25 protein-coding genes are annotated in these 25626 nt (G+C 33.3%); 19 read left to right on the forward strand and 6 right to left on the reverse strand.

Translation table 11 applies throughout. From position 1 onward, the window contains the following. The first annotated feature begins 88 nt into the window (after positions 1 to 88). Positions 89 to 841 carry a S24 family peptidase gene (locus FDY99_RS17225; RefSeq protein WP_139423012.1) on the forward strand — a complete coding sequence of 251 codons (753 nt, stop codon included), beginning with the start codon at positions 89 to 91 and terminating at the stop codon, positions 839 to 841. A gap of 114 nt (positions 842 to 955) precedes the next feature. Here FDY99_RS17225 and FDY99_RS17230 read toward each other — a convergent pair whose 3' ends face one another. The 5 genes from FDY99_RS17230 to ppk1 all read right to left on the reverse strand — a co-directional run bounded on the left by FDY99_RS17230 (position 956) and on the right by ppk1 (position 5357). Then, the gene (locus tag FDY99_RS17230; RefSeq protein WP_139423013.1) at positions 956 to 1255 is read right to left on the reverse strand and encodes a hypothetical protein; all 300 of its coding nucleotides are present in this window, start codon (positions 1253 to 1255) and stop codon (positions 956 to 958) included. Between the two features lie 114 nt (positions 1256 to 1369). Beyond that, positions 1370 to 1831 carry a hypothetical protein gene (locus tag FDY99_RS17235; protein ID WP_139423014.1) on the reverse strand — a complete coding sequence of 154 codons (462 nt, stop codon included), beginning with the start codon at positions 1829 to 1831 and terminating at the stop codon, positions 1370 to 1372. A gap of 45 nt (positions 1832 to 1876) precedes the next feature. Continuing rightward, positions 1877 to 2146, reverse strand: a complete 270-nt coding sequence (locus tag FDY99_RS17240) for a hypothetical protein (protein WP_139423015.1) — start codon at positions 2144 to 2146, stop codon at positions 1877 to 1879. 142 nt (positions 2147 to 2288) lie between these two features. Next, a complete protein-coding gene (locus FDY99_RS17245; RefSeq protein WP_139423016.1) occupies positions 2289 to 3173 on the reverse strand; it encodes a Ppx/GppA phosphatase family protein in 885 nt (294 codons plus the stop codon). A 111-nt stretch (positions 3174 to 3284) separates the two neighbouring features. Then, positions 3285 to 5357 carry a polyphosphate kinase 1 gene (ppk1, locus tag FDY99_RS17250; RefSeq protein WP_139423017.1) on the reverse strand — a complete coding sequence of 691 codons (2073 nt, stop codon included), beginning with the start codon at positions 5355 to 5357 and terminating at the stop codon, positions 3285 to 3287. 327 nt (positions 5358 to 5684) lie between these two features. Here ppk1 and FDY99_RS17255 point away from each other — a divergent pair, with 327 nt between their 5' ends. The 13 genes from FDY99_RS17255 to FDY99_RS17315 all read left to right on the forward strand — a co-directional run bounded on the left by FDY99_RS17255 (position 5685) and on the right by FDY99_RS17315 (position 19103). Then, entirely contained in the window at positions 5685 to 6275 is a 591-nt protein-coding gene (locus tag FDY99_RS17255; protein ID WP_139423018.1) for a zinc metalloprotease, read from the forward strand. Further along, positions 6266 to 6910 (forward strand): zinc-dependent metalloprotease, encoded by a 645-nt coding sequence (locus FDY99_RS17260; protein WP_228448950.1) that lies wholly within the window; start codon positions 6266 to 6268, stop codon positions 6908 to 6910. The genes FDY99_RS17255 and FDY99_RS17260 overlap by 10 nt, the downstream gene beginning before the upstream one ends. Positions 6911 to 7062: 152 nt before the next feature. Beyond that, complete coding sequence (gene dnaK, locus FDY99_RS17265; protein WP_139423019.1) at positions 7063 to 8958, forward strand: molecular chaperone DnaK; 1896 nt, start codon at positions 7063 to 7065, stop codon at positions 8956 to 8958. 360 nt (positions 8959 to 9318) lie between these two features. Further along, positions 9319 to 9759 carry a helix-turn-helix domain-containing protein gene (locus FDY99_RS17270; RefSeq protein WP_228448826.1) on the forward strand — a complete coding sequence of 147 codons (441 nt, stop codon included), beginning with the start codon at positions 9319 to 9321 and terminating at the stop codon, positions 9757 to 9759. Next, on the forward strand, positions 9756 to 10997 hold the full coding sequence (locus FDY99_RS17275; RefSeq protein WP_139423021.1) for a site-specific integrase: 1242 nt from the start codon (positions 9756 to 9758) through the stop codon (positions 10995 to 10997). Before FDY99_RS17270 ends, FDY99_RS17275 begins: the two co-directional genes overlap by 4 nt. A 1-nt stretch (position 10998) precedes the next feature. Further along, entirely contained in the window at positions 10999 to 11778 is a 780-nt protein-coding gene (locus FDY99_RS17280; protein WP_139423022.1) for a DUF2214 family protein, read from the forward strand. A 124-nt stretch (positions 11779 to 11902) separates the two neighbouring features. Beyond that, positions 11903 to 12280, forward strand: a complete 378-nt coding sequence (locus tag FDY99_RS17285) for a helix-turn-helix domain-containing protein (RefSeq protein ID WP_123910515.1) — start codon at positions 11903 to 11905, stop codon at positions 12278 to 12280. Next, positions 12277 to 13506 (forward strand): primase-helicase family protein, encoded by a 1230-nt coding sequence (locus FDY99_RS17290; RefSeq protein WP_123910517.1) that lies wholly within the window; start codon positions 12277 to 12279, stop codon positions 13504 to 13506. The genes FDY99_RS17285 and FDY99_RS17290 overlap by 4 nt, the downstream gene beginning before the upstream one ends. A gap of 222 nt (positions 13507 to 13728) precedes the next feature. Beyond that, positions 13729 to 14616, forward strand: a complete 888-nt coding sequence (locus tag FDY99_RS17295; RefSeq protein ID WP_139423023.1) for a toprim domain-containing protein — start codon at positions 13729 to 13731, stop codon at positions 14614 to 14616. Then, positions 14613 to 15251: a cyclic nucleotide-binding domain-containing protein gene (locus FDY99_RS17300; protein ID WP_139423024.1), complete on the forward strand. Its 639-nt coding sequence runs from the start codon at positions 14613 to 14615 to the stop codon at positions 15249 to 15251. Before FDY99_RS17295 ends, FDY99_RS17300 begins: the two co-directional genes overlap by 4 nt. Positions 15252 to 16160: 909 nt before the next feature. Then, positions 16161 to 17825 (forward strand): ATP-binding protein, encoded by a 1665-nt coding sequence (locus FDY99_RS17305; RefSeq protein WP_139423025.1) that lies wholly within the window; start codon positions 16161 to 16163, stop codon positions 17823 to 17825. 240 nt (positions 17826 to 18065) lie between these two features. Next, the gene (locus FDY99_RS17310) at positions 18066 to 18299 is read left to right on the forward strand and encodes a hypothetical protein (protein WP_139423026.1); all 234 of its coding nucleotides are present in this window, start codon (positions 18066 to 18068) and stop codon (positions 18297 to 18299) included. Between the two features lie 117 nt (positions 18300 to 18416). Beyond that, the gene (locus tag FDY99_RS17315) at positions 18417 to 19103 is read left to right on the forward strand and encodes a TCP-1/cpn60 chaperonin family protein (RefSeq protein ID WP_139423027.1); all 687 of its coding nucleotides are present in this window, start codon (positions 18417 to 18419) and stop codon (positions 19101 to 19103) included. Position 19104: 1 nt separating this feature from the next. On the opposite strand, the gene FDY99_RS17320 is transcribed toward FDY99_RS17315, so the two are convergent. After that, positions 19105 to 19656 carry a WG repeat-containing protein gene (locus tag FDY99_RS17320; RefSeq protein WP_139423028.1) on the reverse strand — a complete coding sequence of 184 codons (552 nt, stop codon included), beginning with the start codon at positions 19654 to 19656 and terminating at the stop codon, positions 19105 to 19107. Positions 19657 to 19795: 139 nt separating this feature from the next. Here FDY99_RS17320 and FDY99_RS17325 point away from each other — a divergent pair, with 139 nt between their 5' ends. The 5 genes from FDY99_RS17325 (at position 19796) to FDY99_RS17345 (ending at position 25626) form a co-directional block, all read left to right on the forward strand. Beyond that, entirely contained in the window at positions 19796 to 20068 is a 273-nt protein-coding gene (locus FDY99_RS17325; protein ID WP_139423029.1) for a beta propeller repeat protein, read from the forward strand. Positions 20069 to 20128: 60 nt separating this feature from the next. Beyond that, positions 20129 to 20578 carry a hypothetical protein gene (locus FDY99_RS17330; RefSeq protein WP_139423030.1) on the forward strand — a complete coding sequence of 150 codons (450 nt, stop codon included), beginning with the start codon at positions 20129 to 20131 and terminating at the stop codon, positions 20576 to 20578. A 112-nt stretch (positions 20579 to 20690) separates the two neighbouring features. Next, a complete protein-coding gene (locus FDY99_RS17335; protein ID WP_139423031.1) occupies positions 20691 to 21611 on the forward strand; it encodes a helix-turn-helix transcriptional regulator in 921 nt (306 codons plus the stop codon). A gap of 33 nt (positions 21612 to 21644) precedes the next feature. After that, entirely contained in the window at positions 21645 to 23123 is a 1479-nt protein-coding gene (locus tag FDY99_RS17340) for a DUF2779 domain-containing protein (protein ID WP_139423032.1), read from the forward strand. Positions 23124 to 23274: 151 nt separating this feature from the next. Further along, positions 23275 to 25626, forward strand: coding sequence for a type I restriction-modification system subunit M (locus tag FDY99_RS17345; protein ID WP_139423033.1), 2352 nt, complete (start codon positions 23275 to 23277; stop codon positions 25624 to 25626).

The raw sequence follows: 25626 nt of genomic DNA on the forward strand, positions 1-25626 counted from the left end.
AAATATATAGACAATTTTCAATATTACAAAAAATAATATTGATTTTTTTCAATAAACTATGACAATAACCGAGAGACTCCAGAGTTATATGGACTACAAGGGACTTAATGCCAACCAGGTTACGGTGCAGGCACAGCTGTCCGTTGGATTAATTGGAAAGTCCATCAAAAACAATAAGGGATTAAATTCCGAGACTATTGAAAAAATTCTATACGCATTTAGCGATTTAAGCCCTGAATGGCTTATTGTAGAAAGTGGGGAAATGATTAAAACGAAAAGTAAAGAAAATGTTACCAATAAAAACAGTAACAAAAACAGTAACAAAAACGGTAACAATCCAAATGTAAAAGAATTGTTACCGTTTAGAGAAGATTTGCTTTCACTTGCAGAACCTCATAGTGATTATGGCAAAGTTATTAGAAAATTAACATTCGCCGAGAATATTAGCTTAACAGATCAAGGCGCTCCATTTTATGATCTCCCAGTTAGCGCTGGGAAAGTAGACGAATTGTTGCAAGCCTCTGAAATGCCTACAGGTTTTATAAGTATGCCTGGTGTTAACTGTAAAGCCTTTTTTCCTATTCACGGCTGTTCCTTTGAGCCAATCATCCGGGCTGGAGACATTATTGGAATTGATTTTTTGGATAAATGGGAGAATTTAGACCCTGATTGTATCTATTTAATAGTAACATACGATCAGAGAATGATGAAGCGTTTATTATCGCATCCCAGTGATTCTACGAAGCTAATTTGTATTTCACCAAACTATCGAGAATTCGAAATCGATAAGTTTACAATAAGATACATCCACAAAGTAACCTTTTGCGGACGACCAGTTTAATTAACAAAAAAATACGATAAACGTGGCTGAAATTAACATCACCTACATTCCCGATACCTGAAGATGAATATTTAATTAACATGAAATTGCTATGAATTTAGCTCTTTTCATTGATTAGGCTTTTACTTTTGGTTTTGCCGTTAAAGCGTCTCCGTTTCTTGCATTTAAATTATCTACATTAAAGTTTTGTGATGTTCCGCCAGCAAAATCAATAAAAGTATCCGTACTTCCTGTTCCTGTAGAAACAGCAGTGATAGAACCATTCAAAAGCGTTGAAGTAGGTGTTGTGATTACCGCAACAGATATGTTATTGTTAAAGTTCCAATAGTGAACTAAAGTGCTTTGTCCTGAAACTGCGCCATGAAATAAAGCGGCAATAGGAAGTAAGCCTCTCAAAAGGTATTTGTTTTTCATTTTTACAATTTATTATTTGTGCAAAAATGAAGGTTGTAGGTTGTGAGGGTTTTACGGGAAGGTTATGAAATGGTTAAATGTTTTTGTTAAAAAGTTGGTAGTTTTAAATTATTGTTAATGTTTTTCAAAACATTGTGAACCGATTGCACCGCCACCATATTCAAGAACAATATTATCTTTATAAAAAATGTATTGACAATTGTTATTGTATTCTGTTTTACTTTTCTCACTAAGCGGTTTTTCGAAAATTTTGTAATAATATTTGCCCATTCCGCTTCTTGCAAAACCTATTGTAGTAATTTTACCATTTTCTATTGAAATGCAATTTGCCTCGTTTAAAAGTTTTTTAATTTTATCAAGAGTTTGATTTGTCCACCCAATCGACTTAATAATTTTGTCCAATTCATTCGAATTTGGTTTCAAATTCCAATTTTGGGATATAACTTTTAAATCATCAGATCTCTCAATCTCATCTGCATATTCTTTTTCTTCCTTCTTTTTAACCTTATAGATTTTAATAGTAATTTCTTCACTTACAGTCAAAATTTTACTTTCAGGCTTAAACTCGATATCCACAACGTAATTTTTAGGAACAAGTTTTTGAAATTCAGTTTTTAATCTTTAAATTTCCGTTTTTTTGTTTTCAAAATTTGCTATAAGTTCCTGTTTGCTGCTTTCTGGCATTAAAGTCATAAACAGTAAAAATTCCTTTTCCTGTTCATTTCCACTCTTGTATGTTTTAGTGAAATCCCCACGCATTTCGATAGGTAATTTTTGAACTGCGACATTAAACAAAGAATCTTTGTCAATATTTTCTCTAAATTTTATATTTTGAGCGTTTTGATTTATTGCCGAATAAAATATAGCTAAAATCAGTGCGATTTGTTTCATAGTTTTTTTTTGCTAAATCAAAAATTACGTGTTGAGTAAACAAAAATATTTTGTTGCACAAATACGCTTTCCGAATTATATTGTTTATGAACTTTTTCAGATAACAATAGCAATAAAAATTTTATTATTAATTTCGAAAACCTTATTCCTCCCCAGAAACCCTCTCATAAATATTATGAATCAAACCATCCGCAACAGAAATTTTCGGTACAAAGATTTTATTGATATCTGCCCAATGCATTACGAGATTGTAGATTTTCAAAGCATGAACCAAAACATCGGCTCTGTCTTCACGGAAGCCGTATTTTGTCATTCTTTCGTCGACGGTAAGTGTATTAAATTCTTTGTAAGCTTTCTTCAGATAAGCAATAGACATGGGTTTTCCGTCTTTGGTTTTGCTCATTGAGAAAACTTTGTTGATGTTTCCGCCGGAACCGATGGCCACAATTTGTTTTTTACTAGTGATATTTGCCTTTATTTCTTCTTTCATTTCTTTCCAGTTGTCTTCTGTCACGAGATTGTTGAGAAGACGAATTGTTCCGATGTTGAAAGATTTCTCGTAGACCATTTTATCATTTTCATAGAACGTAAGTTCGGTAGAACCTCCACCAACATCTACATAAAGATAGGCAAAATCTTTGTCAAGTCCTTCTGCAACGTGATTTTCATAGACTAAAGTTGCTTCTTCGTCTCCGGAAATAATTTCTATGGTAATATCGGAGTGATTTTTTACTTTTTCAATAATTTCTTTACCATTTTCGGCATCACGCATGGCGCTCGTTGCGCAGGCTCTGTAATGTTCTACTTTGTAAACCTTCATCAAATCACTGAAAATCTTCATAGAATCTAAGACCATTTTTTCTCTTTCGGTACCGATTTTTCCAAGAGTAAATACATCCATTCCTAATCGTAAAGGTATTCGGAGAAGATTTAATTTAATAAACTCAGGTTTTCCGTTTTGAATTTTTACCTCATTGATTAAAAGTCGGGCTGCATTACTTCCTATGTCTATCGCTGCAATGATCATTTTGATTGTATTTTATTGATTTACAGTTGTTTGATTTGCGGTTTGGTGATTTTTAAAAGCCAAATTTACGGAAATATTATTTTGTTATTATTAAATCCTCTTTTATTGATGCTACTTTGCAGAAGTTTTTGCTTTCAGATATTTATAGGTTTCAATCTGTGAGCGACATTCTTTTTCACCATTGCTGATATATTCGTTGCTGAGTTTTTTGTCTAAAATTCTCGCCTTTACATTGTCTTTTAACTGAATATCAAGAATGTCTTTCAATTCTTTTTTAAGATTTTTATCTGAAATTTTTGCGGCGGCTTCTATTCTGTAATCTAAGTTTCTATTCATCCAATCGGCAGAAGAAATGTAAATATCTTCAGAACCTTTGTTGTAAAAATACATTACTCTTGCATGTTCCAGATACTCATCTACAATGCTTATAGCTTTAATTTTCTGCTTAAATTCTTTCTGATTGATCGCACAGTAAATTCCTCTTACAATCATTTTGATAACAACTCCGGCTTGTGCAGCTTCATACATTTTGGTAATTAAAGCACGGTCGCTTACAGAATTTACCTTAATGATCATCTCTGCTTTTCTTCCGACTTTGGCTTCTTCAATTTCTTTATCGATGTGGTGTACGATTTTTTCACGCATAAATTGCGGACAAACCATAAGCTTTTTACAAGTCTTTAGAACTGAAAGATAATCTTCCTTCGGTTTTTTCAGTACGGTGAAAACTTTATTGATATCTGCCATAATGCCTCTGTCAGAAGTCATTATTAAATGGTCACCATAAATTTTGGCAGTTTTTTCGTTGAAATTTCCTGTACTTACAAAACCATATTGAAGCGTTTTGTTGTGAACCCGTTTTTTTATGATACACAGTTTAGCATGAACTTTTTTGTCCGGAATTCCTATTAAAACAGTAATTCCTTCAGGTTCAAACATTTCTTTCCACATCAAATTCGATTCTTCATCAAATCTTGCCTGAAGTTCGAGCATTACGGTTACTTCTTTACCATTTCTGGCAGCATAAATTAACGCGTTGCTTATCTTTGAATTACTCGCCAAACGATAAGCGGTAATCTGAATAGATTTTACATCCGGATCCATTGCAGCTTCACGCAACAAGTCGATTACCGGTGTGTAAGTATGATAAGGGAAACTCAGTAAAACGTCTTGTTTCAAAATTACATCAGTCACTCTTTCACCATGTTCAAAAGCTTGATGCGTAAAAGATGTTCTTTCTACAGGTTTTTTGCCATATTCAATAACATCAGGAAAATCCATGAAATGTTTAAAATTATGAATCTTTCCTCCGGGAATAATGCTGTCTTTTTTGCTTAAATTTAATTTTCGGATAAGCAATTCGAGCATTGCCTTATCCATATCTTTATCAAAAACAAAACGGGTCGGTTTCCCTTTCCTACGGTTTTTGAGGCCTTTTTCTATTTTTTCTGCAAAGTTGGTTTTGATGTCGTTGTCAATATCCATCTCGGCATCTTTTGTTACTTTAAAAGCATGGGCAGAAAATTCATCATATCCGAAATAAGAAAATATATGAGGCAGGTTGAATGTAATGACATCTTCTAGCAACATGACATTTTTTTCTTCAGGATCTTCTGTAGGTAACAAAACAAATCTTCCCACAAAACGTGACGGAATTTCTATAATTGCATAATTGCTGTGGTAATTCCAGTCTTTTTTTCTCATGGCAACACCGAGATACAAACTTTTGTCTCTCATGTAAGGCATTGGAGTGTTTTCGTGAAGAAGAATCGGGATGACATTGGCTTCCACTACTTCATCAAAATATTGTCTTACAAATTCTTTCTGTTTGGTTGTGAGATTTTTTGAAGTTTTAATAAAGACTTTCTGCTCTGCCATTTCAACCTGAATTTTTTTCCAAGTTTTATCGAAGTTTGCTTGCTGGGTAATTACAATCTCATTAATTCTCTGAAGAATTTTCGATGGTGGCTGATAAAACGATTCGGCAATTACTTTTTCTTTAAAGTCCATCGCACGCTTCAGACCTGCAACACGCACTCTGAAAAACTCATCAAGATTATTTGAGAAAATCCCAAGAAAACGAATTCTGAGATGAAGCGGCACGTTTTCGTCCATTGCTTCTTGTAAAACTCTTTCGTTAAATGCTAACCAGGTAACATCTCTGGGATTAAAATGTAATGACATATTTGTGTGTAAAATTTATCAAAAATACTAATAAAACTGATTGATTATAGAGATCTAAAGTTAATTCTTAATTAAATTTTTAGTTGAAACAAAAGAAATTTCTAGATAGGTCAAAATTTCATAAATTATTAAAGTTGAAATTTCTTCTTTTGTATTTACTATCGTTTAATGCTAATATTTTTGTTAAATTTAATTTTAAAATGTGTTTTTAGTATTTATTGTTTAATTGTAAGTGTTTATTGTGTTATAGAGTGTTATTTGTCTGATTTTTTGTTTTTTGGGTGATATTATATAAAATATTTAAATTAGTAGATTAAATTAATTGAAATGAAAAAATATCTACCATTTCTTGCAATCCTGATGATTGCACAGGTTGAGGGACAGAGATTTTGTGGAACTGATCAAAAAATGAAAGAGTTTTTTGCAAATAACCCGGATGCGTTAGCAAAAAAACAGGATTTAAGGAATTATTTAACAACTAAAAATACAACTGCTAAAAATACGCAAACAGTTGTAACTATTCCTGTTGTAGTACATGTTGTGTATAAAAACGCGACTCAAAACATTTCTGATGCTCAAATTGCCTCGCAGATTGCGGTACTTAATGCAGATTTTAGAAAATTAAATACAGATTATAATTCTGTTGTTCCTGATGCATTTAAGCCTTTTGGCGCTGATATGGAACTTGTTTTCTGTTTAGCAACAGTGAAAAGTGACGGAACTACTACTACAGGTATAGAAAGAAAATCTGTAGCTTCAAACTTTAATTTTCCAAATAATTATTATCAACCTTCAGGACTTGTGGCTTGGGATCCTACAAAATATTTGAATATTTGGGTAGGAGATATGCCAAATCCATATTTAGGATGGGCTTATCTACCGGATGCAGCGGGATTGGCTTTTGATGGATTAGCTTAGGTTATAAATATTTTGGTACAACTGGCGCTGCTGAATATCCTTATAACGGTGGTAGAACTGCTACCCATGAAATCGGTCATTATTTCGGACTTTTACATCCTTGGGGAGAAGATGACAGTCTTTGTGGAACACCGGATAACGATGACGGATGTGCAGATACACCTGCTATTGATTATCCTCACGGAGGAGGGAATGTTTTCCCAGATAATTCTAATATGTGTACTCCAACAGCAAATGGAGCAATGTTTATGAATTTTATGGATTATGTAACAGATACAGAAATGGCACTTTTCACAAACGATCAGAAAACAATTAAATCAAATACTATGTCTGGACCTAGAGCAAGTCTTTTAAACTCTAATGCATGTAGCTTTTTGTCAGTTAATGAAGTTGAAAAGGCAAATTCAATAAATTTATTCCCAAATCCAACAACACAGTATATTTCGATAGCATCACCATTAGCGAAGATTAATGAGATAGAGATATTTAATGCTGAAGGAAGATTGGTTAAAAAAGCTTTTATTAAAAATGAAACAGACAAAATTGATGTGAAAGATTTTGCTGCCGGAGTTTATTATGTAAGAACTTATAATGATAAAAACTTCATCAAGTCTATGAAATTTATCAAAAAATAAGTGAAAAAATTTCCAGATTTTACTAAAACAAAACTTCGATATAATCGGAGTTTTGTTTTTTTATGTCAATTTGTCACAAAAATTCTAATGGTACAGATATTGAGAAAGTGAGAGTGTAATTAAATTTAAAAATTAGAAAAAATATAAATATTATGAGTAAAATTATCGGAATTGACTTAGGTACAACCAACTCTTGCGTTGCAGTAATGGAGGGTAAAGACCCTGTTGTTATCCCTAACGCAGAAGGAAAAAGAACAACACCGTCTATTGTAGCTTTTACACAGGATGGTGAGAGAAAAGTAGGTGACCCTGCAAAAAGACAGGCTGTTACCAACCCAAAAAATACAGTATATTCTATCAAAAGATTCATTGGTACACACTTCAAAGATGATGCGTCTGAGGTTTCCAGAGTGCCTTACCAGGTTGTAGCTGGTCCCAATGATACAGTGAAAGTAAAAATTGATGATAGAGAATATACACCACAGGAGATCTCAGCAATGATTCTTCAGAAAATGAAAAAAACGGCTGAAGATTATCTTGGTCAGGAAGTTACAAGAGCGGTAATTACTGTTCCGGCTTACTTTAACGATGCACAAAGACAAGCGACTAAAGAAGCTGGTGAAATTGCAGGTCTTAAAGTAGAAAGAATTATTAACGAGCCAACTGCTGCAGCTCTTGCTTATGGTCTTGATAAAAACCATAAAGATCAAAAAATTGCAGTTTATGACCTTGGTGGTGGTACTTTTGATATCTCTATCCTGGATCTTGGTGATGGTGTTTTCGAAGTATTGTCAACTAACGGTGATACGCACCTTGGTGGTGATGACTTTGATGATGTGATTATCAACTGGTTGGCAGAAGAATTCAAATCTCAGGAAGGTGTAGATCTTAAGTCTGATGCGATTGCATTGCAAAGATTGAAAGAAGCTGCTGAAAAAGCAAAAATTGAATTATCTTCTTCTCCACAAACAGAGATCAACTTGCCATATATCACGGCTACAGCTACAGGTCCTAAACACTTAGTTGTAACATTGACAAAAGCCAAATTCGAGCAATTGTCTGCTGACTTGGTAAAAAGATCTATGGATCCTGTGAAAAAAGCATTGTCTGATGCAGGTCTTTCAACATCTGATATTGATGAAGTAATCTTGGTGGGTGGTTCTACAAGAATCCCAATCATCCAGGAAGAAGTAGAAAAATTCTTCGGTAAAAAACCTTCAAAAGGTGTGAATCCTGATGAGGTTGTAGCCTTGGGTGCAGCGATCCAGGGTGGTGTATTGACAGGTGATGTAAAAGATGTACTTTTATTAGACGTTACACCGCTTTCCCTTGGTATCGAAACAATGGGTTCTGTTTTCACTAAATTAATTGATGCGAACACAACTATCCCAACCAAAAAATCCGAAGTGTTCTCTACAGCGTCTGACAACCAGCCAGCTGTAAGTATCAGAGTAGGACAAGGTGAGAGACCAATGTTCAATGATAACAAAGAAATTGGTAAATTTGATTTAACAGATATTCCGCCAGCACCAAGAGGTGTTCCTCAGATCGAAGTAACATTTGATATTGATGCCAATGGTATCCTGAGTGTTTCTGCAAAAGATAAAGGAACCGGTAAAGAGCAATCTATCAAAATCCAGGCTTCATCTGGTCTTTCTGAAGAAGAAATCGAAAGAATGAAAAAAGAAGCTCAGGAAAACTCTGCAGCCGATGCTAAGAAAAAAGAAGAAGTAGAAATCTTCAACAAAGCAGACGGATTGATCTTCCAAACAGAGAAACAACTGAAAGAGTTTGGTGATAAGTTATCTGCTGATAAAAAAGCAGCGATTGAATCTGCTCATGATGCGCTTAAAGCAGCTTATGAAGCTAAAAATGCTGATGATATCAAAGCTAAGACAGAAGCCTTGGATGCAGCTTGGACTGCCGCTTCAGAAGAGATGTATGCAGCAGGACAGCAAGCTCAGGGTAATCCTGGAGCCGATGCTAATGCAGGTAATGCAGGCGGAGCTGATGATGTTCAGGATGCAGACTTCGAAGAAGTCAAGTAAGTAGCAATTATCATCGATTAATATCGATTGAAATAAATTAGTAAATCGCTGTAAACGTAATGTTTATGGCGATTTTTTTTATTTTTACTTTTTTCAATAATAGTTGATTTTAATCGATTTTTGTTGTAATTTTGTATCTTATTTGTACCGCATCTTAATTACGGACAATGTGGTTCTTATTATGTCTTAAATATACTAATGTGTATTTTTAATTTTAAAAATAAATGAATTATGGGCTTCAGTAATCTTAAAATACCAAAACTTTGTGAATTTTGTGAGAAGCCATTTGAAGCAAAAACAATTACCACTAGATTTTGCAGTAAGTATTGCTCTGAAAAATTGGGAAAACGGCAAAAACAGTTGGAAAAAGAAATCGAGGCAAAAAAAACACTGTTAGAAAACTCAGTTTCTAAAATTGCTGAATTGCAAACACGACCTTATATATCTGTGAGCGAAGCGGAAATGCTTTTTGGAATTTCAAAAAATACGATTCATAGATTAATTAAAAATAAAAAAATACCTTCAATCAATTTAGGAGAGCGACTTACTCGTGTAAGCAAAGTAGATATAGAAAAAATGTTTACAACAGTTGAAATACCAGATAAATCTAAAGAAAAACCTGAGAAACCCAATTTCGAAGTTGGTAATTGCTATACAATTTCCGAAATTAGTTCAAAATTCCATGCTGATCCAGGAACCGTAACAAACCTAATTAAAAGAAACAAAATTCCGACAAAGAAAGTTGGAAGTTTCGTGTATGTGCCTAAAAATTTAATTGATAAAATTTTTGCAGGAAAATGAAAGAGTTGTTAAAAACCAAAGTTACAGTAAGATTAAGAAAATCTGAGTTCCGAAAAGAATGGTTTATTTATTTGGAAAGTTATCCTGTGATGGTTCCAGGTAAAGATAAAGTTCAAAGAATCCGGGAATATTTGAACCGAAGTATCACAACCGTAGATTTTGATAAGAAAAGGCCTGCAAGAACAACCCAAGAATCCATTTCATTTAAACCTAAAAGAGATGACAATGGTATTATCGTTTGCAAAAGCGAAAATGATCGGGAAACAATGTTGTATGCAGATTCTATGCGTAAATTACGTCAGAGAGAATATGATAATATAGAACTTTACAGCGAACTCGACAAAATTCAAGTAGAACAGAAAGAAAAATCGCAGGAAAATTTTGTGAGATATTTTGATTTGTTGGTTAATAAACGACATAAAAACAATTCCGAATCTATTCAAGTAAATTGGTATCGCTCCATAGAATTTCTAAAAGATTTTGGAGGTGAAAAAATTATGTTTTCGCAGATCAACACAAAATTCTGTGAAAATTTTAAATCATATTTGTTAACTGCGAAAAGTGGTAGCAATAAGCAAGAGATTATTTCTCAAAATACAGCTTCAACTTATTTTTCTGTTTTCAAAGCTGCATTAAAACAAGCTTTTATTGATGGATATTTTACAACAGATATTTCGGCTAAAATAAAATCAATTCCACACGAAGAATCGAGAAGAGAATATTTGACGCTAGAGGAACTCAATACTTTGGTTGAAACACCTTGCGAACTTGATGTTTTAAAACGAGCAGCGCTATTTTCGGCATTGACAGGTTTGCGACATTCCGATATTCAAAAATTGACGTGGAATGAAATCAATATTGAAAACGATCAAACCAGAATAAATTTTACTCAAAAAAAGACAAAAGGCGTAGAATATATGCCGATTTCTAAACAAGCATTACAACTTTGTGGTGCAGCAGGTCTTCCAACTGATTTGGTTTTTAAAAATCTGACTAATCCGGCGTGGATTTCCCGACCACTTAAGAAATGGATTGAAAGTGCTGGAATTACTAAAAAAATAACTTTTCATAATTTTAGACACACTTTTGCAACACTTCAACTTTCGAGTGGAACTGATATTTACACAGTGAGTAAAATGCTCGGTCATACGAATGTAAAAACTACACAGGTTTACGCAAAAGTTGTTGATGAAAAGAAAAATAAAGCTTCGACTGCTATTCAACTAAAAAACTTATAAAATGCACTTTAAATATTTTGAATATATTGTCATCTACCTTTCCGTTCTATTAGTATGTGTAATAGGGGGAGCGTTAGCAAGAATTTCTTTTCTTGGAAAAGGTGGCGACGAATATACCGCAAATATTGTATTTTGGTCAATCACAGCATTAAGTATATTATTTTATGCACTTATTATCTTATTTCTCGATGGTATAATTGTCTTATTCAGAAAGATTTTCCCTAAAAAAAGCAGTTCCGAAAATTCTACTGAAGATTTGATTCCATCTGAAAATCCTGAGAATGGAGGGGAGAGGCAAAAACAAATAATTGCTGAAAATACACCAATCTATTTAGTCGAAAATTCGGAGGAAAACGTTGTGAATCAAACTACAGAATCCGTGAATCTGGAATCTATAAGAAAAACTCAACTCCAGCAAAAGCAACAGAATGAAAGTGTAAAACTACAAATCGCTCTGGATTATAGTCGGAATCAATTTGCATTATATGTAACAGATGAAGATCTTGATGCACTTTGTAATGCCGTAAGTTTATATTCAAAAAATGAAAAGATTCCTAACGATATTTCTGTCCACACAAAAGAATTAAGTAATCTAGACCTTTATCATTTCGGTTGGAATATTTGGAATTATTTCAGACCAATAAAACAGGAAGAAATTTCAAAATTATTAAAAACTGTATTTGTTTCGCTTGACGATATTGATTTAGATAGTATCAAGGCACATTTGAAAGATGAACCTAAAAAAGGTATTATCACAATTCAAGAAAACTTGGCAGACTAACAAAAGACATAAAAAATTACAAAACGAAGTGTATGTTAAGTGATTTCTCTGTGATTGCGTGTTTATAGGCATCACAGAGAAATCACTTTTTTTCTTTGCACCATAACAATCAAAAACGATACTTATGGACAGCAATGAAATTTCATTCGAAAACCTGCCGAGAGCAGTGGCACATTTGGCTAACGAAATAGCCGAAATTAAATTTCTTGTAGAAAGAAAAGAAACAACTACAATTCCTCCAAAAAGAATTCCAATCGACATTGAAGCTGCTTGCGAATTAATTGGAAAAGCTAAACCAACGGTTTACACTTTAGTAAGAACTCGAAAAATTCCGTGTTACAAAAATGGTAAAAAACTCTATTTTTTTGAAGATGAATTATTAGAGTGGATTTCCCAAGGAAAAAAGAAAACCTTACAAGAAATTCAATCTGAAGCCGACGCCAATTTCAAGAAAAATTTCAGGAAATCGAATGGTGAGTTTAATCAAAATTCACAACGATGAGCCAAAAAATCCCCTACATCCGAGTCGGCACAACCTATTACAAAATAATAGAAAAACCATTAATCTCTGGCGACACAACCACAGTTTTGGTTCGTTGGAATCGCGAAACAATCATTAGTGACCACGGCAAAGCTTTTCTTTCCTCGATTCCAAAATATGATGGTTTTTGTTGTATTCCGGAACATTTAGATTATCAACAAATCGTTAGAGGTTTCTATAATATTTACAATGAAATCCCATTTTCGCCTTCATCTGAAAACGAAAATTTCAAAAATGAAGTTCCTTTTTCTCTGAATTTTGTGAAGCATATTTTCGGCGAACAGTTCGAATTGGGTTTAGATTATTTGAAAATTCTATTGCAGTATCCCACCCAAATTTTACCGATTCTTTGTTTGGTAAGCAAAGAAAGAGCAACGGGAAAATCAACGTTCATCAAATGGTTGAAAGAAATTTTCGGGTTAAATATGACTTACATTAAAGGAGATTCATTCGGAAGTCAATTTAATTCTGATTGGGCAGCAATGTTGGTTGTGGCGATTGATGAAGTGTTTTTTGATAAAAAAGAGATTACAGAAAGATTAAAATATCTATCGACCACCAACAAAGACAAGTTGGAAGCCAAAGGAAAAGACCGAGAAGAAATTGATTTTTTCGCCAAGTTTATTTTGTGTTCCAATAACGAAGAAAATTTTATTCAAATTGATGAAAACGAAATTCGGTTTTGGATTCTAAAAATAAATCCGATAAAAGTTGAAAATACAGAGTTTCTCGACAATCTCATTTCAGAAATCCCTCATTTTCTTCGGTTTTTAATCGAGAGACCTTTTTCAACAGAAAAGAAAACAAGAATGTGGTTTTCTGCCGATGAAATCAGGACAAAAGCACTCCAAAAACTGGTTTTCAAGAATAACAATAAGCTAGAATCTAAAATGATTGAGTTGCTGTACGAGTTTTTTGAAAGTAACAACGATGAAGAAATCAATGTCGTCCCGCAAGATATTCTCAATATGATGAACAGGATGTTTCGACCAACTTATTGGACGAGAAACGATATTCGAAATATTTTAAAGGAAATGTGGAAACTAAATCCCCAAAATAACGGCTTAACCTACATTAGATACGACATTGATTTTGCAGGAACATTCTATCAAAACAATTCCGTTGGGCGATTTTTCACCGTTAAAAAAGATTTCATTCTTCAAAAATATGTTGAAACGTTGAATTAATTGATAATGAAAAGAAAATCAATCAATTAGTTCTCTACAAAACCCTCAACAAACTTTTAAATCCACTTTTTTGTTGAATGTTTGTTGAGCAAATAAAATCAAGTTTGTTGAATTGTTGAGCTTTTGTTGAATAATTAAATATCTAAAAATCAATTATTTAATAATTTTTTTTCAACAATTCTACAGAAAATCACAATAATTAATACCCGAAAAATCTACAAGATGAATTGCAAACAATTTAACAGCATAAAGTTGGAAGAAGTCCTCCAAATTCTCGGACACCTTCCAACAAAACAAACAGAAAAAGAAGCGTGGTTTCTCAATCCATTTGCCAAAGAAAACCACGCCTCTTTTAAAATTAATAAAAACCTAAATTATTGGTATTTACACTCTGAAGGAATCGGTGGAAACAATGTCAATTTTATGAAAAAATATTTGAATGCTTCTGTAAAAGAAGTTTTAGAATGGGCAGAAAATCAGAGTTTTTCTTCTTTTCAACAGCAAAAAACTTCCAATAGTAAATTAGAAAATCTTTCTAAAAACTATGAAATCATTGAAATTAAAAATGTTCAGCATCCTGCACTTTTAGAATATTTAAAGGAAAGAAATGTTGAAAATCAAACTCAATTTTTAAATGAAATTCATTATCGAATGAATGACAAAAATTATTTCGGTATTGGATTTAAAAATGATTCTGGCGGTTATGAAATTCGCAATAGATATTCCAAAATTTGTTTGGGTAAAAAAGATGTTTCAACAATTAGAAACAGTTCAAATTCAGTTAGGATTTTCGAAGGTTTTTTTGATTTTCTTTCCTTTAAAAATGTAGAAAGTTTTTTAGAAAAAGAGCCTTCCAATTATATCATTTTGAATTCAGTTTCGATGATTCATAATATTAAAAATTCACTCGGAAATTATGAAAATATTGAGCTTTATTTTGATAATGATGAAGCCGGAAATAGGGCAGTTGAAATGATTGAAAATGAAAACAAAAATGTAGAAGATTGTCGGATTTTGTATTCAGGTTTTAAAGATTTGAATGATTGGTTGAGTCGTAATAACCCAAAGAATGAACTTAAAATTCAGTTTAACTCAACATTTAAAAGATGAAAAATATTTATTTTTTTTCGGGAACTTTATTTCGAAAAATTTTTGAATTAAATTCTAATAACAAAGTTGGCTCAAATACAATTGCTGTTTTTACATTTATACTCTACAAATGCGAAGAACTTAAAAAGGAAATTGTATTGTCGGATTACGAGATTGCAAGAGAACTTGGACTTTCCAGACAAACGGTAATTACAGCGAAAAATAAACTAAAACAATTGGGGATTTTAGATTATCACAGAAATCCTGGTTTCCCGAATCGTTTCGTTTTGAATGAAAATGAATTACCCAAAGAAATTCCGAAAACAGTTGAGATAAAAGAAATTTCGGTTGAAGAATTATATCGAATTCCAGAACCAAAAATTATTGCAAATAGTTTATCTTCTCGATATCCGACATTACAACAGTTTATGAGTTTTTCCAAAACGTTACCAAATTATTCCGAAAAATTAGATGACGTATTGATTCACAAATTTTATCAATGGGATCAAGCGGATTGGAAAAATACAATCGGAAAACCCATATTAAATTGGAAGTCTGTTCTAGAAAAAAATATGGTAATGTTTGAATTGCATCATTCCTTGGAAAATAATTCTGCACTGAAAATTCCAAATATCAAAAGGCCGAAAGTAGACTAAAATAAGCAATTGTAACCAGACTAAAATAAGGTAGACTAAATAAAATTTCTTAATTCTGAAAAAAGTACTAGCAAGATGTGTCTTTGTGCGTACAAAATTTACATTTTATACTACCAAAGACTCTCTTGCCTTTTCTTCGAAAAGGGAAAAAAACTTCGGAACTCGTTTTTATTGTATTTATTTTACTCAGGTTTATATTGTTTATCGAAATAAAATGTGTGCATTTGCGAAATTTTAAATCCTAAAATTTATATGATTTTCTTTGTCAAATTAACTCAGAAATATGAAAAGGAGTTGCTTCTGAAGGAAAATAATCTTCGATAAAACTGTTGTAAAACCTCTACAAAAAACACAAAACTAATGTAACTGTGGATCAAAAATAGAACTAAAAAAACTGGAGATTTTTTTGAGATTTAAGGATGATATTGAAGCGAAAAAGTCTGAGAGATAATCGTTATGCATTTAGATTACCGCTAAATTTAATATCATACACAAATGTCCAGTTTTTTAGTTAATAAACTGGACATTTTCAGTATTCTAATCACCTGAAATATTGATGTCGATTACCGATATCAAAGCGTATAATGAAGATAATCTCTAAAAGAAAAAACTTTCACCTGCTTTTATTTTTATAGTTAAATCATTAGTAATTATTCGATTATCAATTGGAGTAAAGAAAATGATTTTAATACTTACAATTAGTGATTGCACTGATGTATGTAGAAAGCAATTAGAAAATATCAATTAACAGTTTGAAATTTCAAAAAGAGGAAAAGAACTCATGGCAATTCCTTCCGTATCGAAACTGTAAAGAATTCAATAATACTTCTCAAAAAAAAATTTGGAATTCTCATTTACGACTTAATTTGGCGTAGTTGATTTTCATCTTTGTATTCTAAAACAAAAAATATGGATGCAAAAGTGAATTTCAATGTGTTGGAATCAATCGAAAAAATTTATCAATTTTCGAAAGACAGTAAACTACAACAGCCACTTTTCGAAGCAGCAGAAAAGGAAATTAAATTGCTAGCAAAACATTTACAGCTCAATGATATCGAGACCGTTTTATTTGCAAACGCCTTCGTTCTCTGGTTTGAAAACAGCTGTTTCTCGGAAGTGTTCGAATATTTGGGTTTAAGCAAGTTTCAGGTTTTAAAATATCGAGAATCCATAGAAATACTTTACAGTCGAAATCTTTTGATGAATAAAAACAGCCGCAAAAAGCAGATCACAAAGTATGAACTTTCTCAAAATATCATCAACAAAATTTCAAAAAATCACTTTATTCCCATCATACAAGTTGAGGAGTTGATTGACGAAAAAAATAACTTGGTAGATCTGCTCGAAGAATTTGATGAAATGAGCAGCCAGCTCGATTCAAAATCCATCAGTCATTATGATTTCACGGAATATCTTTATACACTTTGCATTGAGAATTTAGAAATGCCCATCTTTCGTGAAATTAAAAATTATAACCTTAACCCTTTCGAAACTTATTTTTTTTTAGATATGATATGGGATGCGATTTGTTGCGGCCACAATGATTTTAACACCAATATTCAATCAACGGTGGATGATTTTTTTTCAACGAAAAGCAATGCCTTATATTTCCAAAAAATGATTATTAACGAAGAAACTAAGCTTTCAAAATGTCAATTAATGGAACTTTCAAAGGAGAATTTTAAGGATAACAAGAAGGCGAAATTATCTAAAAAAGTGATTGACTTTCTACGTGAAAACGAAGGTTTGAACATCAACGAAATTTCTGGGGGAAATTCGAAACTCATCAAAGCAAAAGATATTTCGGCAAAAAAATTATTTTATAATCCCGAAGAAAATTCTCAATTAGCACAAATTTCCAGTATTTTATTGGATGGAAAATTCAAAGAAATGCAGCAACGATTAAAAGAGAAATCAATGCCAATAGGAATTACCGCCATTCTTCACGGAGTTCCCGGAACTGGAAAAACCGAAAGTGTTTATCAATTGGCGAAAAAATCGGGTAGAAATATTTTTAAAGTTGATATTTCTGAAACCAAAAGCATGTGGTTTGGAGAAAGTCAGAAATTGGTCAAGAAAATTTTTACAGAATATGAAGAGATGAAACGCAGCGAAGAACTTTGTCCTATTTTGTTATTCAATGAAGCCGACGCCATCATCGGCAAACGCAAATCTGCAGGAAGTTCAAATGTTGCCGACACCGAAAACGCCATTCAAAACATAATCCTGGAAGAAATGGAAAATTTCGACGGAATTCTTTTCGCTACCACAAACCTTGTCGAAAATATGGATGCTGCTTTTGAGCGCAGATTTTTATTTAAAGTAAAATTCGAGCAACCATCTCTAGAAAACTCTGCTAAAATTTGGAAAGAAAAATTGCCGATTCTCTCTTCAAAAGAAAGTAGAACTCTCGCCGAAAAATTTCAATTCTCAGGTGGCGAAATGGAAAATATCGCACGAAAATGTGCGATGCAGGAAATTATGCAAGGAGATATTTTGAATTTTACAGACATCGAAGGTTTGTGCAAAAATGAGAAATGGAGTGGAGAAGAGAAACGCAAAATTGGATTCTAAAAACAATAATAATGAAAAAAATTTTTAAAATCTTTTTTGAAAAGATTCCGGCGGAGCAGTTAATTCAAGAAAGAACATTGACCTGGAAAATGTTGCTTCCAAAGTCACGAGAAGATGGAGGTTTAAAATTTCTCAAGATAATCCTTCTAGTATTTTTTACATTTTTGATGCTGGTCCCACTATCAATTATTGTAGCGATAATATTTAGAATAAGATAAATCAAATTTAAAAATTGCAAATATGTCACAAGTTATTTACATTGGACTTAAACTCATCAAAATTCCAGCTGAAAATCGATTTCAGTTAATAAGTTCGGATAATGCCGGTATTTCGTGGCAAATCATTTTTGAAAGGGCAGATGATATAGGAGAGTTTTTTGAGTTGGGAAATAAATCGAATATCGTTTTTTCTAAAACTTCAAAGGGTACATTTCGATCGGTCACAGAAGGTAGAACTTGGACAAAAATAAGATAGACTAGGAATATTACTCGAAACTATTTTAATCAGAATTTCATTCTCATTTTAAGGAAATAAAGGAAAAATGGAATATCTGATTTTTGGATGAATAAATGTAATTTTAAAAAAAATAATATGACATTAGAAAAATTTAATTTGGCTGAAATAGAAAGTGATCAACTATTTTCAGGTGAGAACGTAATTCATGACGGGATTGTGGATTTTGCAAAATACATTATAGCATCGCCTAAAATTCTTTGGATTTTAAAAGAGGCAAATAGTTCAGACTCTGATTGGACAATGCGTGACGCACTTAAAGATTTAAAAAATACATCTGGAAAAGGACTTAAGACTGGTTGGGCAAATACCTTTACATCAATTATATATACTACAAACGGTATTTTTACCGGCGAGGATTGGGATTCTATGGGGAACTTTTATGAAGATGAATCTATTATTAAAGTGTTGCAAAGAGTTGCATACATTAATGTGAAAAAAGTTCCTGGTGGAAGTCAGGCAGATTGGAACTTAATCAAAGAGTACTATTCTGAAAATAAAAATGCGCTGCATCAACAAATTCAATTGATTAATCCGGAGATCATTATTTTTGGTGGTACTTATAATTTTTTCGATGATGACTTTTTTGAATTATTCGGAGAACTTGAGGCTCATGTAGAAAATAATTCTCTGCATATTTATCAGAACAAGGATTATTTGCTTTTAAATGCATATCATCCTAATAACCGTGTTATTAAGCATTCCACTTACTGCAATTTGATTTTAGAGGCGGTTAAAAATTGGCAACTTAAATTTGGGAAATAAATCATAGTTGAAGCCACTCTCTCAGTGGCTTTCTTCTTTTCAATAGCAACAAAACCACTTCCGTAAAAGTTGGGATTTCATCAAAAATAAATGGAATGATAAGATGTTCTTGAAGATCAATAACTGCATATTTTACCTTTTCTCGAATGTTTTTCCCGACAACAAAAAATGATTTTCCCAAATGTTTTCCTTTCAGATAGTGATCTGTAATTTTGATTTCACCTTTTCGGTTCATGAATCCAAAGTTGCTTCCATTTCTACTTACACAGGCGTATTCGTTACAAAAAGTAGTAACATGCTTGAATTCTATTCCGTTTATTTCAATGTTTTTAAAATCGTAAAGTTTCCATTTCTGATTTTCTCGACCCCAAAAGTGAAAATCAAACGCGGGAATAATTTCTTCATAAATCGGTGGAATGATAGATCCAAAATTGTCTGCAATAAGACCAAATAAACCTTTAGAGGAATACACGAACACTCCTTCAAATAAATAAATATCTGTTAGTGGAGTTTGATAATCCAGTCTTTCTATTTTTAATATTGGGTAGTTCATTTTGCTTCAAAAATAATACGCTTCTCAGACAAAATGAGTCATTCATCTCTTCATCAATTTTTAGATGAATTAGTTTTTTTAAGTGCCCTGTTTTGTCTTAACGATCAATTAAATTTGCTTCATAATTTTAAAGAGGAAAATGTCGCAACTTATAGAATTTAAAGGAACATTTATTAGAATCTGCCCTACAAATCCATCGCATTTGCTTCAATCGAAAGATCGTGGAAAATCATGGAAGTTTCTTTATGATGGAACCGAAACAATGAACACAATAATGCAAATTGCTGCTGATAATAAAATCATTCTTTTAGATTGTAATAAAGGATTTTTTATTTCCAAGTCAGGAATTTTCTGGACAAAAGTCAAAGATCTACAACAGCTTGAAGATTTAAAGACTGATTGCGAAATTTAAAAAACTGAAATGGAAAGAAAGAACTATATTTAAATTCAAATAAAAACTAATAGAGAAGCTGTGGAAACGATCGATTTAATTAAAGAACTGAAACAAAATATTCTAAATATTCAAAGTACAGATTCTCTCGATGATTTGAAGGAAGCCGAATTCTACGAGTTTCAAATTATGAATACTATTTTTCATTACTGTTTAGAAAATAAATATTCGACTGAAGGATTCCCCGAGAAATATCAAGGTCTCTTGGAAAGTGAGGATGAAGATTTTCAGGATTTTTTAGATTTCAGCGTGAAATCCTATTATGTGTATAAAGTTTCTATACACCAGAATGATGTTTTCAAAATGATGAAACATTATTTTAGTGGCCTTGAAATTGATTATAACGATCAAGATTGTATGGACGATATTTTGTTAGCACTTAAAATCCTTGAACAGGAAGGTGTTACTTTAATCTTTGAACGTGAGCTTTTTGAGAATGTTCCACTTTTCAGACCTAAACTTCCAGGATAACTGTAAGAAGAATCTTAATAATTTTAAAGATAAACAACTTTAATGAAAATCGTTTTGTAAACCGTCTTATTTTGTCGTTCTACTTTTTTATCTTTACCTAAACTTAAAACAAATGGCAAAAATTGAACAGATCCTTCGCCTGAAATTTATTGAAGATTTTCTTCGTAGTAGAAAAGCGGCCGGCGCATCTTATGAAGAAATTTACGATTATCTGATTCGGAAATATGAACAACAGGATATCGAACAGGATCAACTAAAATTTACAAAACGAACTTTCTTGCGCGATAAGGAAGCAATTTCTAAAGTGCTAAAAACGGATATTATTTACCGCCGGTCTTCAAATACCTATGTGATTGATGATGAAGATCAGGACGAATTTCAAGAAGATGTGTTTGACAATCTGTTGCTTGTAGAGGCATATCGCAATGTGAAAGGAAAGAAAAACGTCATGCTTTTTGAGCAAAGAAAATCTCGAGGTTTGCATTGGTTAAGTGGTTTGGTTCATGCGATTACGCATCAAAAATTGATTACTTTAAATTATACCAAATTTTGGGAAGGCGTTCCTCACAAAAAAGTTTTGGAACCTTATGCAGTAAAGGAATTTAAAAACCGTTGGTATTTGTTGGCACACGAAAAAAATGATGACAAATATTTCATCAAAACTTTTGGATTGGATCGTATCTCCGACCTGGAAATTGCACCTTCTACCTTTAAACCCAAGAAATATGACGCCGAAAAAGATTTTGAAAATTCCTTTGGCATTATTTCAACCTTAGATGAAACGCCAGAAGAGATTGTACTTTCTTTCGATTCTGATCAGGGGAAGTACATCAAAACGCTTCCACTGCATCATTCCCAGGAAATTTTGGTTGATGATGACGATGAATTCCGAATCAAATTGACTCTCTTTCCCACGTATGATTTCGAACGAGAAATACTTTCTCATGGCAGTTCCGTAAAAATTATTTCGCCCCTAAGTTTTAAAAATCATTTAAAATCGGAGGTAAAAAAGATGATGAATAATTTTTCTTAATCTTTAACCGCGATTTTAATCTTTACCTTAAATATGAAAACCCTCTCCAAATCTCGCTTCGTTTCCGGAATCCAATGTGATAAAAAACTGTGGTTTGATTTCTACCGTAAAGAATTAAAACCAGAAATCGATGATCAAACGCAAGCAGTTTTTGATCTTGGACATCGCATTGGAATATTGGCGCAAGAAATGTTTCCGAACGGAAAAGATGCCACGCCAGAAAATTATTCCGACTTAAAACCTTCAATTGAAAATACAGAAAAATGGATTTCCGAAAAGGTAAAGACTGTTTATGAAGCCACCTTTAGCGCAAAAAATGCATTTTGTATGCTCGATATTTTGCATCGAAAAGATGATGAAGTTTGGGCAATAGAAGTGAAAAGCAGTACTTCTGTGAAAGATTATCATTTTACCGATGCTTCTCTGCAATATTTTGTGATGAAAAATGCAGGTTTGGCTCCAGACCGGTTTTTCATGATGCATATTAATAATCAATACGTTCGGCAGGGGGAAATTACCTCTGAAATCTTTAAGCTCACAGATATTACCGAACAGGTTTTGGCCAATCAAGATTGGGTGGCAGAAAATCTAGACCGTTTATTAAAAATGTTGGAGATTGAACAAGAACCAGTGGTGGAAATTGGCGGACATTGTTCTAGTCCTTTTGGGTGTGATTATGCCCATCATTGTTGGAAACATGTTCCCGAATATTCAGTTTTTAATTTATATCGAGGTGGTAAGAAAGGGTGGAATTTATACGAGCAAAACATCTTGAAAATTGAGGATATTCCCGATGACTTTGCTTTAACCCATTTTCAAAATCTTCAACGAAACGGATTACAAAAGGATGAAACTTACATGGATCAATTAGCCATTAAAAATCTGATTTCACGATGGGACTTTCCTTTGTATTTTTTCGATTTTGAAACAGTCTTTCCGGGAATTCCTGTTTTAAATGGAACAAGACCTTATCAGCAGGTTCCGTTTCAATATTCGCTGCATATTTTAGAAGAAGATGGGAAGTTGACGCACAAAGAGTTTCTTGCCAATCCCGAAGATTTTAGCAACGGTGAAGATCCTTTAAAACAAATGGTGGAGCAATTAAAAAACGATTTTGCAACCAAAGGAAATATAGTGACTTACAATCAGAGTTTTGAAGTTGGACGACTGAATGATTTGGTAAAGTTTTTCCCTGAAGACGCAGATTTTCTACTAAATTTAGTAGATCGAATTGTAGATTTATTACCGGTTTTTCAAGGCGGACACTTTTATTTCCCTGCGATGAAAAATTCGGCTTCCATTAAATCTGTTTTACCAGCAATTGCTCCCGATTTTACTTATGAAAATTTGGAAATTCAAGATGGTGGATCTGCGAGTTCTTTGTTTCATCAATCCATAGAAAACGGAAATTTCACAGATGAAAATTTGAGAGAAAATCTTTTGAAATATTGCGAAAGAGATACTTTGGCAATGGTGGTTATTTATCAATTTTTGGTGAGAAATAGTTCTTAAAATTCTAAAAAATCACAAAAATTTAGACTTTATTTAATCAGATTACTAGAATAAATGCATTAAAAAAATATTTTTTTCAATTTACGGTTTCCCTTTTTTTTACTTAGGATTATTTCCTTAAATTACACTTTTTTAAAAAACAAAATTAATAATGAACCACTCTGTACACAATAAACTCGTCTCCTTCATCTGGAGTATTGCCGATGACTGTCTGAGAGACGTCTATGTAAGAGGGAAATATAGGGATGTCATCCTACCAATGGTTGTTCTTCGAAGACTGGATGCTTTGCTGGAACCTACTAAACAACACGTTTTAGAGGAAGTCGTTTTCCAAAAGGAAACAATGAAGTTTACCGATTGGGATGACAAGGGAATGACCGCCGCTTCCAAGTACGTTTTCTACAACACCAGCGAATGGACGCTGCAAAGTCTTCACGGTTCGGCAACCAACAGCCAGCAGATTTTGCTTGGAAATTTTGAAGATTACCTGAATGGCTTCAGTGCCAATGTGCAAGAGATTATTGAGATGTTCAAGCTTCGGGCGCAAATTAAACATATGGCGAACAAAGATGTATTGCTGGATGTGTTGGAGAAATTCACTTCGCCGGATATTAATTTGACGCCTTTTGAAAAACTGGATACTGCCGGAAGGAAAATTCCTGCGCTAACCAATTTGGGAATGGGTTATGTTTTTGAGGAACTGATTCGGAAATTCAATGAAGAAAATAATGAAGAAGCCGGAGAACATTATACGCCGAGAGAAGTAATTGATTTGATGACGCATTTGGTTTTCGAACCAATTAAAGATAAAATTCCATCGGTGATTACTATTTACGACCCAGCTTGCGGAACAGGTGGAATGCTGACAGAATCTGAACTTTTCATTACCGATGAAGAGGGCGAAATAAAGGCGACCAATACGTCGGTGTATCTTTTTGGGAAAGAAGTGAACGATGAAACCTACGCCATCTGCAAATCGGATATGATGATTAAGGGCAAAGACCCAGAACATATCAAAGTAGGTTCTACACTTTCTACGGATGAATTTGCCGGAACGAAATTCGACTTTATGCTTTCTAATCCGCCGTATGGAAAAAGCTGGGCGAGTGAACAGAAATACATCAAAGACGGAAAAGATGTGATTGACAACCGTTTTCTCATTAAACTGAAAAATTACTGGGGCGAAGAAGAAGATGCCGACGCGGTGCCGAGAAGCAGTGACGGACAATTGCTGTTCCTGATGGAAATGGTGGACAAAATGAAAGCCATTACCAACAAAAATACCATCGGAAGCCGAATTGCTTCGGTACACAACGGTTCGAGTCTGTTTACCGGTGATGCAGGCGGTGGCGAAAGCAATATCAGACGCTACATTATTGAAAACGATTTGCTGGATGTGATTATCCAGTTGCCGAATAATATTTTTTACAACACAGGCATTACCACCTACATCTGGATTCTAAGCAACAATAAACCCGCTAACCGAAAAGGAAAAGTACAGTTGATTGATGCGAGTGAAATGTATCAGAAGCTCAGAAAAAATCTCGGGAATAAAAACTGTGAATTGACGAAACAGCACATTCAGGAGATTTTGAACTGTTATTTGGAATTGAATGAGCTGGATAAAAAGGAAACCGGAAACATCGGCAGCAAGGTTTTTGAAAATGCAGATTTTGGTTATTACAAAGTGAATATCGAAAGACCGAAACGTCTGAAATCGCAATTTACAGCTGAAAAGATTGAAGTGTTGAAATGGGACAAAGCACAACCTGATTTCAGCAAGGCTTTGTTTGAAAAGTATGGAATGGAAGTCTACACCGGATTGGAAAAACACAAAAAGGAAATAGAAGACTTTGCCGAAAAACAAGACCTCAACATCAATACTAAACAGCTTGCCGCATTTCTGAAAAAAGAAAACTGGGAAAAACAGGAAGCTTTGTACCAGACGGCAGTGCGACTGATGGAAGTTTTGGGAACAACAATCTATACCAATTTTAATGATTTTGGAAACAAAGTAGATGAAGTGCTGAAAGGCGACAAAACCAAACTGTCTGCTTCGGAGAAAAAACAGATTTTAGATACCGTAAGCTGGTATGATGAGGAAGCCGATAAAGTCGTTAAGAAAACGGAAAAACTGAGCGGACAGAAACTGACGGATTTGCTGGACTATTTAGGCTGTACAGAAAAAGACCTTGCTTATTACGGCTATTTTGCTACCGATAAAAAAGGCGAATACACCTTATATGAAACCGAAAGTGATTTGCGCGACAGCGAAAGCATTCCGCTGAAAGAAAATATACAGGATTATTTCCTGAGAGAAGTGAAACCTTATGCCGAAGAAAGCTGGATTGCCTTGGATTCTGTAAAGATTGGCTATGAGCTGAGCTTTAATAAATATTTTTACCAACCTGCGCCATTACGCAGTTTAGAGGAAGTGACCCAGGATATTTTGGCACTGGAACAGGAAGGTGACGGATTGCTGGCTGAAATCTTAAATTTTTAG

The sequence above is a fragment of the Chryseobacterium mulctrae genome (assembly GCF_006175945.1).
In the GTDB taxonomy this organism is placed as follows: Bacteria; Bacteroidota; Bacteroidia; order Flavobacteriales; family Weeksellaceae; genus Chryseobacterium; species Chryseobacterium mulctrae.